Raw genomic sequence first — 15214 nt, forward strand, 5'->3', positions numbered from 1 at the left:
GTCACTGTGTGCCCTGCACCGGGCCCCACCCATCCATGATCGAAGGATCCACAGTGAAGATCTCCCGAATCGCACGTATCGGCGCCGTCGGCGCCGTGGCCGCTCTGGCTCTCGCAGGCTGTGCCGCGAACGAAGGCGGCAACACCGGCGGCGGAAGCAGCGACGCCCCCACCTCCACCCTCTCGGGCACGATCGAGGCCACCGGCGCCTCGTCGCAGGAGGCCGCGCAGCAGTCGTGGGTCGCCGCATTCCAGACCGCGAACCCCGACACCACGATCAACTACACCGCCACCGGCTCGGGCACGGGACGCGAGAACTTCATCGCCGGCTCGTCGAACTTCATCGGCTCCGACCGCGCGTTCAACGCCGAGGAGATCGCCAAGGGCGGCTTCGGCTCGTGCACCTCCGACGAGATCGTCGAGATCCCCGTCTACATCTCGCCCGTCGCGGTCGCCTTCAACCTCGACGGCGTCGACGAGCTGAACCTCGACGGTGAGACGATCGCGAAGATCTTCGCCGGTCAGGTCACGAAGTGGAACGACCCGGCCATCGCAGATCAGAACGAGGGCGTCGCTCTTCCCGACCAGGCCATCGTCACGGTGCACCGCTCCGACCCCTCGGGAACGCAGGAGACCTTCACCAAGTACCTCAGCGCCGTCGCGCCGGACGTCTGGACGTACGAGGCCAGCGACGAGTGGCCGCTGCAGACCGGCGAGGCGGGCGACGGCACCTCGGGTGTCGTCGACGCCATCACCAACGGATCGGGCTACATCGGCTTCGCCGACGCATCGCGCACCTCGGAGCTCGGCCAGGTGGCCGTGCAGGTCGAGGGCGAGTACGTCTCGTACTCGGCCGAGGCGGCCGCAGCGCTCGTCGAGGCTTCGCCGCTCGAAGAGGGTCGCTCGGACCACGACCTCGCGTACGACGTCGACCCGGCTGCAGCACCCGCCGGCTCGTACCCGATCGCCCTGGTCTCGTACCTCATCGGCTGCGTCGAGTACGAGGACGCCGAGACTGCAGGTCTCGTGAAGGCCTACTTCGAGTACGTCGCATCGGCCGAGGGCCAGGATGCTTCGGCCGAGGCCGCAGGCAGCGCGCCCATCTCCGACAGTCTGCGCGAGCAGATCAGCACCGCGATCGACGCGATCGTCACGGAGTGACCGGCCGCTCAGCGCACCGCTGAGCTCCGGCACCGACGCCCCCGGGGTGTCGGTCGACAGGATCTCGACCGACACCCCGGGGGCACCCGCATGAAAACACCCGAAAGCCCCTCCGAGCAGATCGTGGAGCAGCCCCGATGACCACCACCCAGGCGGGTCCCGACACCACCCGTTCCCCCGGCTCGCGCCCCGCGCTGCGCCGACGGGGCGACCTCATCTTCTCCGGCACGGCGCTCGGGGCGGGAATCATCATTCTCGTCACACTCGCTGCGGTCGCGATCTTCCTCATCGTGCAGGCGATCCCTGCGCTCTCGGCCGACACGAGCAACAACCACATCCTCGAGGGACAGTCGTTCCTCTCGTGGGTGTGGCCCTTCGTCTTCGGCACCCTGTGGTCGAGCTTCATCGCTCTCGTGATCGCGGCACCGATCGCCATCGGCATCGCCCTCTTCATCTCGCACTACGCCCCCCGCCGCCTCGCCGGCGTGCTCGGCTACGTGATCGACCTCCTCGCGGCGGTGCCCTCGGTCGTCTTCGGCCTGTGGGGCGCACTGACCTTCGCCCCCATGCTCGTGCCGTTCTACAAGTGGCTCAACGAGAACCTCGGCTGGATCCCGCTCTTCAGCGGCACGCCGTCGGGCACAGGCAAGACGATCCTCACGGCCTCCCTCGTGCTCGCGGTCATGATCCTGCCGATCATGACCGCCATCTGCCGCGAGGTCTTCCTCCAGACCCCGAAGCTGCACGAAGAGGCAGCGCTCGCTCTCGGCGCCACCCGCTGGGAGATGGTGCGCATGGCGGTTCTGCCCTTCGCCCGCAGCGGCATGGTGTCGGGTGCGATGCTCGGCCTCGGCCGCGCGCTCGGCGAGACGATGGCCGTGACTCTGGTGCTCTCGCCCCTCGGCATCATCACTTTCAACCTGATCAACCCGGAGAACCCCACCACGATCCCGGCCATCATCGCGCTGCGGTTCCCCGAGGCTCACGACGAGGGCGTCAACACCCTCATCGCGGCCGGTCTGATCCTCTTCATCGTGACCTTCGCGGTCAACTTCATCGCCCGCTGGATCGTCTCGCGCCGCGCCGAGTTCTCGGGAGCCAACTGACATGACCGCCACGCTCACCCCGGCGCCCGTCGCCACGACCACGCACTCCACCTCGGCAGGCCACCTGCCCAAGTGGGCTCCCTGGGCCCTGCTGCTCGTCGCCTTCGTCGTCTCGGGGACGATCTTCGCCTTCATGAATGCGGGCGGCGACCCCGCCGACTTCAACATCGCGCTCACGCTCGTCGTCGGACTGGTGTTCTACATCGTCCTGATCTTCGTGATCTCCTCGGTGATCGAGAGCCGCCGCCATGCGGTCGATCGGCTCATGACGGCACTCGTCTCCGGAGCGTTCGTCGTCGCGCTGCTGCCGCTCATCTCGCTCCTCTACACGGTCGTCGTGAACGGCCTGATGCGGTTCGACGGAGAGTTCTTCAGCTTCTCGATGCGCAACATCGTCGGAGAGGGCGGCGGTGCCGTCCACGCCATCTACGGAACGCTGCTGATCACGCTCGGCGCGACGATCATCTCTGTGCCGATCGGCCTGATGACCTCGATCTACCTCGTCGAGTACGGAGAAGGACGCCGGCTCGCCCGCGGCATCACCTTCCTCGTCGACGTCATGACCGGCATCCCGTCGATCGTCGCCGGTCTGTTCATCTACTCGGTGTTCGCACTCATCGTGGGCCCGGGCACGCGAATGGGCATCATGGGCTCATTGGCGCTCTCGGTGCTGATGATCCCTGTGGTGGTGCGAGGCTCCGAGGAGCTGCTGCGCATCGTGCCCAACGAGCTCCGTGAAGCCGCCTACGCCCTCGGCGTACCGAAGTGGCTGACGATCATCAAGGTCGTGCTGCCCACCGCCATCGCGGGAATCACCACGAGCATCATGCTCGCGATCTCTCGAGTGATCGGCGAGACCGCCCCCCTGCTCCTCACGGTCGGCGTCGTGCAGGGCATGAACCTCAACATGTTCAGCGGGCAGATGGCCACGCTGCCGGTGTTCTCGTACATGCAGGCGAAGTACCCCGGCATCCCGGTCGATGCCTACCTCGAGCGCGCCTGGGCCGCCGCCCTCACCCTCATCGTCATCGTCATGGTGCTCAACCTGCTGGCGCGCCTCATCGCCAAGGTGTTCGCCCCCAAGACCAACGGCCGCTGAGCCGTCTACCCGATTTCAAGAAGAAGGATCCTCTCGTGTCCAAGAGCATCGAAGTCAACGACCTCAACGTGTACTACAGCGATTTCCTCGCTGTCGAGGGCGTGAGCATCGACATCAAGCCCAACACCGTCACGGCGTTCATCGGCCCCTCGGGTTGCGGCAAGTCCACCTTCCTGCGCACCCTCAACCGCATGCACGAGGTCATCCCCGGCGCACGCGTCGAGGGTGAGGTGCTGATCGACGGCAAGAACCTGTACGGCGCGAGCGTCGACCCGGTGCTCGTGCGCCGCCAGGTGGGCATGGTGTTCCAGCGTCCGAACCCGTTCCCCACGATGTCGATCAAGGAGAACGTCCTCGCGGGCGTCAAGCTCAACAACACCCGCATGGCCAAGAGCGACCAGGATGCGCTCGTCGAGAAGTCGCTGCGCGGCGCCAACCTCTGGAACGAGGTGAAGGACCGTCTCGACAAGCCGGGCTCCGGTCTCTCGGGCGGTCAGCAGCAGCGTCTCTGCATCGCGCGAGCGATCGCGGTCTCCCCCGATGTGATCCTGATGGACGAGCCCTGCTCGGCGCTCGACCCGATCTCGACGTTCGCGATCGAGGAGCTCATCGCCGAGATCAAGAACGACTACACCGTCGTCATCGTGACCCACAACATGCAGCAGGCCAGCCGCGTGTCCGACCGGACGGCGTTCTTCAACATCGCCGGGACCGGCAAGCCCGGCAAGCTCATCGAGTACGACGACACCTCGACGATCTTCACCACCCCGTCGGTGCAGGCCACCGAGGACTACGTCTCCGGTCGCTTCGGATAAGCATCCGAGCCTCTTCTCTCCTGGCTCGTTCGCTCTCTCGCGAGCACAGCTTCGGAGATGCACCACGAAACGCCGTGCCACCACCGTGTAGCACGGCGTTTCGTCGTGCGGGTCCGAGATCGTGCGCGAGCAGAACGTCTGAACCAGTCGTGCACATGCCAGCCAGTCCGCACGCACTTCCCCATTCACGGGGAACAGGCGGGCGACGGATGCTGTCGGCGATCAAGCTCGAGCGATGTGCGAGTCATCGGAGATCGAGGTGTGGACATGGACGGAGCTCCGCCGGCGGGAGTCGCGACGCGCGATCGAGGCGCGCGTGCACGCCGGCGAGCTCACACGCCTGAGACGTGGCGTATACGCGTCCCGTGGCGCATGCGCCGACGCCCGAGAAGCGGCCGAGCACGGTGGCTCTCTCGGCTGTGAGACCGCGGCGCGCCATCTCGGCATCTGGGTACTCGACGACGAGACGCTCCATGTATGGATGCGGCCCGACCGACATCACCACGGCAGCGCGAGTCGAACGTGCCACTGCATCCGCCATTGGGATGCTGATGATTCGCAACGCACCTTCGCACTGCCGCCGGTCCCGCGCATACTGCTTCAGATCTACCGGTGCAGGGGCGAGGAAGCGTTCTTCGTCGCGCTCGAGTCCGCCCGACGCAAGGGAGTCATCTCGCGCCCGGGGCTTCGCCGTCTCAGCGACGCCCTCGACGCCGTCGGCAGAGAACTCGTCGCGTTCTCCTGCGCCGACGCCGACAGCGGACTCGAGTCGCTGGTGCGTCTTCGCGTGCGACCGTACGGGTGGAGCGTCCGCACGCAAGCACGCATCATCGGCACCGGCGTGGTCGACCTGCTGATAGACGGCTGGTTGATCGTCGAGACCGACGGGAAGGCGAACCACGACGGCGCATCACACCGCCATCGCGACCTGGTACGGGATGCGAACGCGGCCTCGTGGGGTCACCTGTCGCTGCGTTTCGACTACGCGATGGTCGTGCATGACTGGGACCTGGTGGAACGCGCGCTCGTCGCCGTCATGGCGCTGCGTCCCTGAGCGACGGCCCTCCGCCCCTTCTTTCGGGCGGGCACAGCTGCGGAGCTCGGCCGCGGCACGCCACGGCCCCGGCGAGTTTCCGCGGCGTGTCGCCCACGGCATCCGAATCTGTGCGCGGCAGGGGGCGGGAGGGTCAGGGGGCGAGGGGAACGAGGGCGGCTCAGTCGCGCGGGGAGAGCAGGTAGGCGTTCAGATCGGCCGTGAGAGCACTGTCGACGGCAAGCACCGTGCCATCCACGGCGGTGATGGGGGCTGCGAGCCGCACGCTCGAGACCAGCCACGCCGCATCGGCACGAGAGAGGTCGGATGCCGGGATCCGGTCGTACCCGACCTCGAAGCCCTTCCCGCGCAGATACTCGTAGACGCTCAGCTGCGTCGTGCCGTGCAGGATGCCGCCGTTCGGCGCCGGCGTCACGAAGCGGTCGCCCACGCGCAGGATCAGAGATGCGGTCGGCGCCTCCAGCACGAAGCCGTCGCGCGAGAGGAAGATCGCGTCATCGGCACCGCGCCGGTGGGCTTCGCGCAGGGCCGCCATGTTCACCGCATACGAGAGGGTCTTGGCGCCGAGCAGCAGCCAGGGCGCACGTTCGGCGACGTCGAGGTCGTATCCGCGATCGAGGGTCACGACCTGCACCCCGTTCGCACGCACGGCGGAGAAGTCGGATGCCGGCGCGGCCGTGACCCAGGCGGTCGGCGTCGGCCCGTGCTCCACGCCCCTGCTGAGGATCAGCTTGATGACGTACTCCCCCGGTCCGCAGTCGGCTGCCGCGCGTTCGATCGCCTGACGCCATTGCTCCTGGTTCGGCAGCGGCAGATCGCAGAGCTCGGCCGAATGCGCGAGTCGCTCGAGGTGCGGCACGACCTCCTGGGCATGTCCGTCGACGACGCCGATCGACTCGAAGACGCCGTCACCGCGCTGCGTGCTGAGCTCGCCCACGCTCAAGGCGGGAGCCGCCGCATCCACCGCGGTGAACGTGTCGGTGAAATCTGTGCGAGCGGCATCGACCGCCGCGGGATCGATCATGAGAGCAAAGCGCCGGGTCATGATCCGAGCCTAGGCCCCGGGGAATACCTGCAGCCTGATCTTGTTACACTGGAATGGCCGGGCCGCATAACCCCGGGCTCCAATTTTTGCCGCTTTGAGCGGCCTTCCGCCGAGAGGCGTTCTTGCGGCCCGGTCTTTTCATATCCCGGTCCGGTCGCACGCCTTCGGGGCGAGGCTCCGGCGAGGCTTTCAGGCGAGGCCACCCGCGCGCCACAGCACAGCGGATGCCGTCAGATCCTGGGCATAGCTGCTGAGACGCAGCGCTCGCGTCGTCAGGTCGCTCGCTCGGGAAGGCTCCGTCTGCTCGTAGTCGTCGGCCGTGTGCGTGGCGCCCGACGCCTGTATACGGCAGAACGCCGCCGCGCGGTCGAGCGCCACGGCGAAATCTCCCCGGAACGCCCCCCGCAGGATCGTGTCGATCAGCGTGACCAGCTCGTCGGGGTTGGCCGGCACCGGAGCTCCGGCGATCGCGGCATCCGCCGAGGCGAGCTCGACCCGGCCGCGTTCGTACAGCAGTGCCGCCGCGTGCGGGTCACCGTGGATCGCGAGCTGCAGCAGGTACAGACGCCAGAGCGCCCCGGGCAGCGTGCGTGACGGTGCCTTCGACCACAGCTCGGCGATCTCATCGATGCCGTGCTCGGCGGTGAAGGCCACGAGACGCTCAGCGCTCACCCCGCTCTCATCGGCACGGACGCGAGTGAGCAGAGCGGACGCCGTGGCGTGCGCGATGCGCGTCTCTTCGGCGGGGTCGTGACTGCCCACGATGTTGTCGAAGGCCTGGGTGGGGCGTCGCACAGGACGGGAGAACTGCTCGGGCATCCCACCAGGGTACGCGCGATCGGTGGCGTCAGGCGGTCGGGATCGCGATGACCGGCTCGGTCGTCGGCAGCCCTGTGGGCGAGCCCCCGGCCTCTTCGATCGTGACCGCGATCACGTCTCCCTCGTGCATCTCGCCGGCGAGGACGGCGGTGGCGTCTCCTCCGTCGGCCTCGAAGACGCCGGCCGAGATGGGCGTGTCGCCGCGCACGAACCACAGCTCGTAGGCGCGGTCTTCGGGAAGCGGCTCGATGCCGTCGGCGACCAGCACCGCGGTTCCCAGCGACGCCGACCAGTGCGCGGTCGCGGTGCCTCCGTCGGCGAGCTCGATGGACGCCTTCTGGGCGTCATCCGCCGACTGGATGTCCTGCAGGGCGACGACGCTGGCCGGGCGATTCACATAATCGTTCAGCGCGACAGCCCCGACGCCGACACCGACGAGGAGTGCAAGGCACGCGGCGAGCGCGAAGAGCACTCGAAGAGGGTGTGCGGGGGCCTTCGGAGCCGTGGCACCGGCGGCGGTCTCCGGCACGGATGAGCGGACGTCGGTCTCGCCGACGTCGGCAGTGATCTCTCGGCTGCCCGTGATCGACACGTCGCCGACAGCGCCGGTCTGCGGAGTCGCGGCGATCCGTGCGAGGAGCTCCGAACGCACGCTCGGTGCGGGAGTGGCGAGCGGCGATCCCGCCGCGAGGAAAGCGGCGCTCTCGGCATCCGCGTCGACGATCCTCTGCCATTCGGGGTGCGCGACGAGCGCGGCGTGGTATCGCTGCGCGTCGTCGGGAGACAGCGCATCGAGGGCCGCGCCTGCTGCCAGTTCTGCGAATTCCTGCTCGTTCATGCTGTCACCCCCATAGCTGTCCTGAGACGCGAGAGCCCATCTCGCATCCGGGTCTTGATCGTCCCCAGCGGTGCTCCCACGAGCACTGCCACTTCGTTTTGACTGTATCCGCCGTAGTAGGCCAGAACGAGAGCTTCGCGCTGCGCCTCGGGAAGACCCGAGAGCGCATTCACGACCTTCTCACCCTCGATGCCCAGTTCGACCGTCTCCGCGACACTGTCGTGCGCGACGCCGATGTCTCTGAACCCGGCACGCACATCCCGATCCGCGCTGGACTGAGATGCTCGCACCCGGTCGACCGCACGACGGTGCGCGATCGTCATCACCCAGGTTCTTCCCTGCCCCTTGTTCGGAGCGAACTTGGAAGCGGATTGCCAGATCTCCAGAAAAACTTCCTGGAGCACCTCCTCGCTCTGAGAGCGGTTGACAAGGACTCGGAGGATGAGGCCGAAGACGCGTGAGGAGAGCATGTCGTACAGCTCGGCGAACGCGCGCTGATCGCCGTCGCCGATGCGAACGAGCAGGTCAGCGACAGCATCCCGTGCCGTACCGTCTTCGGGTACGTCCATCCCATCGATGACCATCTCTACCAGCATGCCGCATCCTCCATGCATTCCTGCGCAACCGTCACCTGAAAGTGACGGAAAAGATCTCACCGATCTCGTCCCGGTGGATCCTGGCGTCTCCTGCGTCGAGGATTCCTCTTAACGCGAGGCGTCGAAACTCGTTCGGCACGGCCCCGGAAACGGATGGGATCTCGGTGGATCTCGATTTTCTTTCAAGAAAGTCCCATCCGTTCCGAGGGGGGCTCCGAACGACTGTCAACGCCACGGAGAGGCCGTGGCTGAGATTCTCAAGGAGCTCGAGATGTTCAGCACCAAGAAGAAGGTCACCGCAGCGATCACCCTCGGCCTGGCAAGCGCGTTCGTGCTCGCCGGATGTTCCATGGGCGGCACCGCCACCGACGAGCCGTCGGAGTCGATGGCTCCCGAGACGTCCGAGACGACGACGCCCGAGGCCGACACCGGCACGATGGACCCGGCCGCGAACCTCGTCGGCCCCGGTTGCGCCGCTTACGCGGAGGCAGTGCCGGACGGTGACGGATCCGTCGCTGGCATGGCTCAGGACCCGGTCGCAGTCGCCGCTTCCAACAACCCGCTGCTCACCACGCTCGTGGCAGCCGTGAGCGGTCAGCTCAACCCCGACGTGAACCTCGTCGACACGCTGAACGGTGACGAGTTCACCGTGTTCGCCCCGGTCGACGACGCCTTCGCGAAGATCGACCCGGCCACCATCGAGGGTCTCAAGACCGACAGCGCCACGCTGAGCTCGATCCTGACCTACCACGTGGTTCCCGGCCAGATCGCCCCCGACGAGATCGTCGGCACCCACGCCACGGTGCAGGGCGCTGACGTCGAGGTCACCGGCAGCGGAGACGAGCTGATGGTCAACGACGCCAACGTCATCTGCGGTGGAGTCCAGACCGCCAACGCGACCGTGTACCTCATCGACACGGTGCTGATGCCCCCGGCTGAGTAAGCACGGGACGCCGGGCTAGACCCTCGGCACATACTGCCCCCACTCGGGGGAGGATGGCGGGCAGACGAACGGGCCGTCGACGAGTCACCTCGTCGGCGGCCTGTTCTGTGCGCCCTTAGGATGGACATGCGGGCCTCTAGCTCAGTTGGCAGAGCATCGGACTTTTAATCCGCGGGTCGTGGGTTCGAGCCCCACGGGGCCCACCGTTATCACCGTCGTCTCGTTCCGGCCACCCCCTTCTCGGCATCCGGATCATACGAGAGGGTCGATGTGTCCCCATGCGGGACTCGACCCTCTACGAAAGGACGCATCATGGCGACTCTCACCGACAGCCGAGTGGCATTCCTGGCGACAGACGGATTCGAGGACAGCGAGCTCACCAGCCCCTGGGAAGCCGTACAGGGCGAGGGCGCGAGCGCGACCCTCATCGCGCCGGACGGCGCACAGATCAAGGGCAAGAACGGCCATGTGCAGCATGTCGACCTCACGTCGGCGGATGCGAAGGCAGACGAGTTCGACGCTCTGGTACTGCCCGGCGGCGTCGTGAACGCCGATCATCTGCGACTCGACAAGCCGTCGATCGCTCTTGCACGGTCGTTCTTCGAGCAGCACAAACCCGTCGCGGTGATCTGCCACGGAGCTTGGATCCTGATCGAGGCGGGCGTCGTCGACGGCCGCACGCTCACCAGCTACCCGAGCCTTGCGACCGACCTGCGCAACGCAGGGGCGACCTGGGTCGATGAAGAGGTCGTGGTCGATCAGGGACTCGTGTCGAGCCGCACACCCGACGACCTGCCCGCCTTCAACGCGAAGCTCGTCGAAGAAGTCGCCGAAGGGCGGCACGCGGGCCAGACGGCCTGACAAAAGGCATCCGGCGGTTCGGTGTCACGCGCTCGCACGAGCTCTGTGACGCCGGACCGCCGCTCTGTTCGCACAGCGCACCGAGCAGAAGCGCTGCCTGCCGTTGCGAGTGACGTCGACGACGACCCGGGTGCAGGGCGACGCCTCACAGCGCCCCAGACGGCCCATCCCACGCGTGGCCAGGTGCAGCGAGGTACCGACCGCGAAGATCGCTCTGAGGACGTAGGGCAGCGATTCCACATCGTCCCTGTAGTGAAGATGCCACCCCTCGCCGTCGTGGTTCGTGAGGCGCGGATACGCAGCCGCTCGCGCCATCTGTTCGTTGAGGATGACGGCACGGGCGGCAGGATCGCGTTCGTCGACGATCTGCAGCCAATCGTCGATCACGGACCGCACCCTCTCGTGATCATCGGGAGCGGGAGGGAAGGTCATCGTCATGCCCATCTCGAGCGTCCGCTGCTCGATGCCGCTTCGGTCTGCGGGGAAGTCGTCGGCCAGAGACGCGGCGAGCAGCACCGCATATTCTCCGTAAGGGTTGAGATGCATAAGGCCATTACATCACGCTGGATGCATGACCTCGTTGCACACTCTCCCGATCGCCGTCCCGCTCCCTGCGCCGCACGAGCACGCGTGGATCACGGAGTCGCGGCATCCGACCAGTGAAGGGATCGTGGTCTACGTGCACTGCGTGAACTGCGCTGCGCGTCGGGTCGATCTGCACTCGCATCCGTCGTTCGCACCGACGGCGTTGAGCCGCCCGACGTCTACGCCGTGAGTTCTGCGAGCTTCTTCACCGTGCGCAGATTTCGCGCCGTGCCGGCGACACCGAGCGCGCGATCGAGAACGGCCTTCGTGAGCTTGGTGTCCTGCACCCCGCTCTCGCCGTAATCGATCCACAGATCGTCGCCGACCAGCTCGATCCGCTCCCCCGGCACGAGTCGCTGCTGCAGTGCGTCGACGGCATCGGGCGACGCCGGACCCTCGAGGAACATCGCATGCAGCATCCTGTCGGACGCGTCAGGAAACGGATGCCGTTCCGCAGCCCGCGCGAGTTCAGAATGCGTGCGGACGATCACCGGAGTGTCGACCGAGAACTCCGTCGCGATCAGTTCGCGGACCCGCGCCCGGGCCGCGGTCGGATCGTCCGGGTGCTCGCAGATGATGTTCCCGCTCGCGATATAGGTGGAGACCTCGCCGAGTTCGGGAGCGAGCAGAGCGCGCAGTTCGGCCATGGGCACCCTGCCTCGGCCGCCGACGTTGACGGCGCGCAGCAGCAGCACGCTGCGGCTCACGCCGCAGCACCGCTCTCGGTCAGCTCCGCGCCCGCGTGCGCGAGTTCAGCCAGTGCGGCCTCGCTCGACTCCGGCCCCACGCCGGCGACCAGATCGGTGAACACACGCACCCGCACGCCGTGGGCGATCGCATCGCGGGCTGAGGCACGCACACAGTGATCGGTGGCGATTCCGACGACATCGGCCGTCAGCACGCCGGCCGATGTCAGGATCGCGCCGACCGTGTCGCCGGACTCAGTCGCCCCCTCGAACATCGAGTACGCCGGCCGCCCCTGCCCCTTGTGCACGTGATGCGTGACGGCATCCGTGACGAGAAGAGGATCGTACTCCGCCCCCTCGGTTCCGGCGACGCAGTGGATGGGCCAGGAATCGACGAAGTCAGGTGTCTCCGCGAAATGTCCGCCGTTGTCACCGTGCGCGTCGTGCCAGTCGCGCGAGGCGATGATCACGTCATAGTCGTCGGCGTGCGCCGCGAGGAATGCCGTGATCGCGGCCGCGACGGCGTCGCCGCCCGTCACGGCGAGTGCGCCGCCCTCGGTGAAATCGTTCTGTACATCGACGATGAGAAGCGCTCTGCTCATGCTTCGAGGGTACGCCCCGACCGCGTCCGGCGGAGGGAACCAGAAGGCCCCGTGATGTTCTTCGCATCACGGGGCCTGGTGGAGCCGCTTGTCAGAATCGAACTGACGACCTTTTCATTACGAGTGAAATGCTCTGCCGACTGAGCTAAAGCGGCGCGATCATCGATATTACCCGAGCGAGCGCGACATCGCGAATCGGCCGGTCGGGCCCCTCGAGAACTCTGCCGGTCACTCGCAGCGGAGGCCGTCTTCGGGCACTGTGTCGTCGAGCAGGAAGGCCTCCACGGCGCCGTCGACGCACGAATTCCCCTTGTTGTAGCCCGTGTGCCCCTCGCCCACGCGGGTGATCAGGACGCCCTCTTCGAGCTGCGCGGCGAGCGACTCGGACCATTCGTACGGCGTGGCCGGGTCGTTCGTGGTTCCGATCACCAGGATCGGCCCCGCGCCCTCTGCCCGGATCTCTCCCCGAGTGCCTGTGGGCGGGTACGGCCACACCTCGCACGGATCGGGTCCGCTCCAGTACGGGGCGATCGTCGGGGCCCCCTGCGCGATCTTCGCTTCAGTGGCCGCCTCGGCGGCGGGGTCGTCTTCGACCGGATAGTCCATGCAGTTGTAGGCGCGGAACGCTTCGGTGGAGTTGTCGAGGTAGGTGCCGCTCTGATCGCGACCGTTGTAGAAGTCGGCGAGGAAGAAAGCGGTCGTGGGGTCACCCTGCAGCGTCTCGTCGAGCGCCTGCGTGAGATACGTCCAGTTCTCGGCCGAGTAGAGGGCAGCGATGATGGCGGTCATCAGCGCGTCGGCTCCGAGCATGCGTCCGTCGCCGCCCTGCAGAGGAGTGGCGTCGACGCTCGCGAGCAGTGCACCGAGGTCGGCCATCGCCTCATCGACCGTGCCGTTGAAAGGGCATTCTCCCGAGTCGAGGCAGTTCTGCATGTAGGCGCGAAGCGCGGATTCGAAGCCGAGCGCCTGGGTCGCACCGACGTCGAGGCCCGACACGGCGGGATCGATCGCGCCGTCGAGCACGAGCCGACCGGCCTTCTCGGGGTACAGCGCCGCATAGGTCGCCCCGAGGAACGTGCCGTACGAATAGCCCAGATAGTTCAGCTCGGTGTCGCCCAGCACCGCCCGGATGAGATCCATGTCGCGCGCAGAGTTGACCGTCGTGATGTGCGGGAGGATGCCTCCGCTGTTGGCGTCGCACGCCTGCGCGAACTCCTCGGCGTTCTCGAGCAGCTCGGCCTCCCACTCCGGGGTGCCGCGCTTCGCCGTCGGGATCGTGTAGAGGTAGTCGTCCATACCCTGCGCGTCGAGGCATGTGACGGCCGACGACTCGCCGACCCCGCGAGGGTCGAACCCGATCACGTCGAAGTTCTCGATCAGGTCGGCGCCGACCGCGAAGTCGAGGCTGTCGCGGATGAGCTCGACACCACTGGCACCGGGGCCGCCGGGATTCGTGAGCAGCGATCCCTGCGCTTCTCCTGTCGCCTGGTGACGGACGACCGACAGCGTGATCTCGGCCTCGCCGGGGTTCTCCCAGTCGAGCGGTGCGGTGATGTCGGTGCAGTCGAAGCCGGTGCCGCACTCCGTCCAGGTCAGCGTCTGACCGTAGAAGGGCAGGAGGTCGGCGGCGACGCCCTCGGTATCGGGCGCCTTCGTGACCGAGGGCTTCGGCTCCGCCGCCTCAGGGATGGCGGCGTACAGGCAGCCCGAGAGCGCGACGGAGACGGCGGCGAGTCCGGCGATGAGGGCGGCGACGCGCCGCGTGCGGGAAGTCGGTCGGTGGTTCACGGTGTCCTCCCGCTCGTGACAGTCACGAGCAAGCTCTCGAGGGCGAGCAGCGGTGCGACGTTGCGCTCCAGCGACTGCCGAGTCTCGGCAAGGTGGTCGAGTACGACCAGGGTACGGGTCTCGGGCCATGCGGCGGCGAGAGCTGCGAGTTCTTCGCGCAACTCGCGGTTGATCAACTCGTCGTCGCGACCGAACTGCAGCATCACCACGTCACGGAACATCGACTGCAGATCCGTCAGCACACGGTCGATGCCGTCGCGCAGGCTGCGTGTCGCCCGCTTCTTCTGATCGTCTTCGAGTGCCGAGATCTGGCTGCGCAGTGCGGGAGGTACCGCCTGCCCTTCGGCGATCCCCACCGTTCGCAGGAGCGACGCGCGTTCGGCCGCATCGCGTTCGGCGGTGAGCGCCTTGGCGTCATCGGTGGCCGCCTGGATGATGCGCCCCGCCACCTCGACCGCGTCGTTGACTCCGCGCACCGCCAGCACCGACCTCAGGGTCTCATCGCGCCGCCTGCGCGCCGCCTCATCGGTGGCGAGTCGCTGCGCCATGCCGATGTGGCGCTGCGCATGGCGGGCGGCCTGCTCGGCGACCGCCTCGTCGACCCCCGTGCGCAGCGTGATCAGGCGTGCGACGTCGGCGACGTCGGGTTCACGCAGTCGCAGCGACCTGACACGGGAACGGATGGTCGGCAGCAGATCGGCCTCGCTGGGAGCGCACAGGATCCACACGGTCTGCTCGGGGGGCTCTTCGAGCGCCTTGAGCAGCACGTTCGATGTGCGCTCGACCATGCGGTCTGCGTCTTCGACGACGATCACGCGGTACCGGCCGGCCGAGGGGGCGAAGTACGAGCGCTCGACGAGTGCGCGCGCCTCGGCGATCGTGATGATCACCTTGTCGGTGCGCAGCGCGGTGACGTCGGGATGCGTCCCGGCGAGCACCTGACGCATGGCAGCCTCATCATCGCGCCGATCGGCGACCAGCGCGGCGGCGAACGCGTAGGCCAGCGTCGACCGCCCTGACCCGGGCGGACCCGTGATCAGCCACGCATGCGAGAGCGCGGAGGGATCGGACGCTGCCGTTCGCAGCGTCTCGACCGCGGCATCCTGCCCCCACACATCGGCCCACGGGAAAGGGGCGGCGACGGTCTGAGGCATGCACTCAGCCTAATCGGGCCCACCGACGTCGACGCACGGTGCCGCGACAGGCGCGCAGGCGCG

The 15214-nt window shown here is 67.4% G+C and carries 17 protein-coding genes and 2 tRNA genes; 9 read left to right on the forward strand and 10 right to left on the reverse strand.

Annotated features, from left to right (window positions below; translation table 11 throughout):
* Positions 1-53: 53 nt before the first annotated feature.
* The 5 genes from pstS to AC3WS6_RS15060 all read left to right on the forward strand — a co-directional run bounded on the left by pstS (position 54) and on the right by AC3WS6_RS15060 (position 5234).
* On the forward strand, positions 54-1160 hold the full coding sequence (gene pstS, locus AC3WS6_RS15040; protein WP_492501838.1) for a phosphate ABC transporter substrate-binding protein PstS: 1107 nt from the start codon (positions 54-56) through the stop codon (positions 1158-1160).
* Between the two features lie 137 nt (positions 1161-1297).
* Complete coding sequence (gene pstC, locus AC3WS6_RS15045) at positions 1298-2266, forward strand: phosphate ABC transporter permease subunit PstC (RefSeq protein WP_492501839.1); 969 nt, start codon at positions 1298-1300, stop codon at positions 2264-2266.
* A 1-nt stretch (position 2267) separates the two neighbouring features.
* Positions 2268-3365 (forward strand): phosphate ABC transporter permease PstA, encoded by a 1098-nt coding sequence (gene pstA / locus AC3WS6_RS15050; protein WP_492501840.1) that lies wholly within the window; start codon positions 2268-2270, stop codon positions 3363-3365.
* A 35-nt stretch (positions 3366-3400) separates the two neighbouring features.
* On the forward strand, positions 3401-4180 hold the full coding sequence (gene pstB, locus AC3WS6_RS15055; RefSeq protein ID WP_492501841.1) for a phosphate ABC transporter ATP-binding protein PstB: 780 nt from the start codon (positions 3401-3403) through the stop codon (positions 4178-4180).
* A 235-nt stretch (positions 4181-4415) separates the two neighbouring features.
* On the forward strand, positions 4416-5234 hold the full coding sequence (locus AC3WS6_RS15060; RefSeq protein ID WP_492501842.1) for a DUF559 domain-containing protein: 819 nt from the start codon (positions 4416-4418) through the stop codon (positions 5232-5234).
* A gap of 160 nt (positions 5235-5394) precedes the next feature.
* Here the strand turns inward: AC3WS6_RS15060 and AC3WS6_RS15065 are convergent, their stop codons facing one another.
* The 4 genes from AC3WS6_RS15065 to sigK all read right to left on the reverse strand — a co-directional run bounded on the left by AC3WS6_RS15065 (position 5395) and on the right by sigK (position 8532).
* The gene (locus AC3WS6_RS15065) at positions 5395-6279 is read right to left on the reverse strand and encodes an aminodeoxychorismate lyase (RefSeq protein ID WP_492501843.1); all 885 of its coding nucleotides are present in this window, start codon (positions 6277-6279) and stop codon (positions 5395-5397) included.
* A 189-nt stretch (positions 6280-6468) separates the two neighbouring features.
* Positions 6469-7098, reverse strand: coding sequence for a DNA-directed RNA polymerase subunit beta (locus tag AC3WS6_RS15070; RefSeq protein WP_492501844.1), 630 nt, complete (start codon positions 7096-7098; stop codon positions 6469-6471).
* A gap of 28 nt (positions 7099-7126) precedes the next feature.
* The gene (locus AC3WS6_RS15075; protein ID WP_492501845.1) at positions 7127-7936 is read right to left on the reverse strand and encodes an anti-sigma factor; all 810 of its coding nucleotides are present in this window, start codon (positions 7934-7936) and stop codon (positions 7127-7129) included.
* Positions 7933-8532: an ECF RNA polymerase sigma factor SigK gene (gene sigK / locus AC3WS6_RS15080; protein ID WP_314426017.1), complete on the reverse strand. Its 600-nt coding sequence runs from the start codon at positions 8530-8532 to the stop codon at positions 7933-7935. The genes AC3WS6_RS15075 and sigK overlap by 4 nt, the downstream gene beginning before the upstream one ends.
* 271 nt (positions 8533-8803) lie before the next feature.
* Here sigK and AC3WS6_RS15085 point away from each other — a divergent pair, with 271 nt between their 5' ends.
* The 3 genes from AC3WS6_RS15085 to AC3WS6_RS15095 all read left to right on the forward strand — a co-directional run bounded on the left by AC3WS6_RS15085 (position 8804) and on the right by AC3WS6_RS15095 (position 10336).
* The gene (locus AC3WS6_RS15085) at positions 8804-9475 is read left to right on the forward strand and encodes a fasciclin domain-containing protein (protein WP_492502323.1); all 672 of its coding nucleotides are present in this window, start codon (positions 8804-8806) and stop codon (positions 9473-9475) included.
* 130 nt (positions 9476-9605) lie between these two features.
* Positions 9606-9678: transfer RNA gene (locus AC3WS6_RS15090), tRNA-Lys, on the forward strand.
* Positions 9679-9787: 109 nt separating this feature from the next.
* On the forward strand, positions 9788-10336 hold the full coding sequence (locus AC3WS6_RS15095; protein ID WP_492501846.1) for a type 1 glutamine amidotransferase domain-containing protein: 549 nt from the start codon (positions 9788-9790) through the stop codon (positions 10334-10336).
* A 24-nt stretch (positions 10337-10360) separates the two neighbouring features.
* On the opposite strand, the gene AC3WS6_RS15100 is transcribed toward AC3WS6_RS15095, so the two are convergent.
* Positions 10361-10882, reverse strand: a complete 522-nt coding sequence (locus AC3WS6_RS15100; RefSeq protein ID WP_492501847.1) for a CGNR zinc finger domain-containing protein — start codon at positions 10880-10882, stop codon at positions 10361-10363.
* Positions 10883-10907: 25 nt separating this feature from the next.
* On the opposite strand from AC3WS6_RS15100, the gene AC3WS6_RS15105 reads away from it, so the two are divergent.
* Positions 10908-11111: a hypothetical protein gene (locus AC3WS6_RS15105; protein WP_492501848.1), complete on the forward strand. Its 204-nt coding sequence runs from the start codon at positions 10908-10910 to the stop codon at positions 11109-11111.
* Here AC3WS6_RS15105 and AC3WS6_RS15110 read toward each other — a convergent pair.
* The 5 genes from AC3WS6_RS15110 to AC3WS6_RS15130 form a co-directional block, all read right to left on the reverse strand.
* On the reverse strand, positions 11101-11628 hold the full coding sequence (locus AC3WS6_RS15110) for a DUF1697 domain-containing protein (protein WP_492501849.1): 528 nt from the start codon (positions 11626-11628) through the stop codon (positions 11101-11103). The two genes, AC3WS6_RS15105 and AC3WS6_RS15110, sit on opposite strands and share 11 nt — an antisense overlap.
* Positions 11625-12209: an isochorismatase family protein gene (locus AC3WS6_RS15115; protein WP_492501850.1), complete on the reverse strand. Its 585-nt coding sequence runs from the start codon at positions 12207-12209 to the stop codon at positions 11625-11627. The genes AC3WS6_RS15110 and AC3WS6_RS15115 overlap by 4 nt, the downstream gene beginning before the upstream one ends.
* 79 nt (positions 12210-12288) lie before the next feature.
* Positions 12289-12364 (reverse strand) — tRNA-Thr (locus AC3WS6_RS15120).
* 73 nt (positions 12365-12437) lie between these two features.
* A complete protein-coding gene (locus AC3WS6_RS15125; protein WP_492501851.1) occupies positions 12438-13997 on the reverse strand; it encodes an alpha/beta hydrolase in 1560 nt (519 codons plus the stop codon).
* Positions 13994-15151 carry a DNA polymerase III subunit delta' gene (locus tag AC3WS6_RS15130; RefSeq protein ID WP_492501852.1) on the reverse strand — a complete coding sequence of 386 codons (1158 nt, stop codon included), beginning with the start codon at positions 15149-15151 and terminating at the stop codon, positions 13994-13996. Before AC3WS6_RS15130 ends, AC3WS6_RS15125 begins: the two co-directional genes overlap by 4 nt.
* Positions 15152-15214: the final 63 nt, after the last annotated feature.

The sequence above is a fragment of the Microbacterium sp. EB106-03-03-XG65 genome (assembly GCF_058791955.1).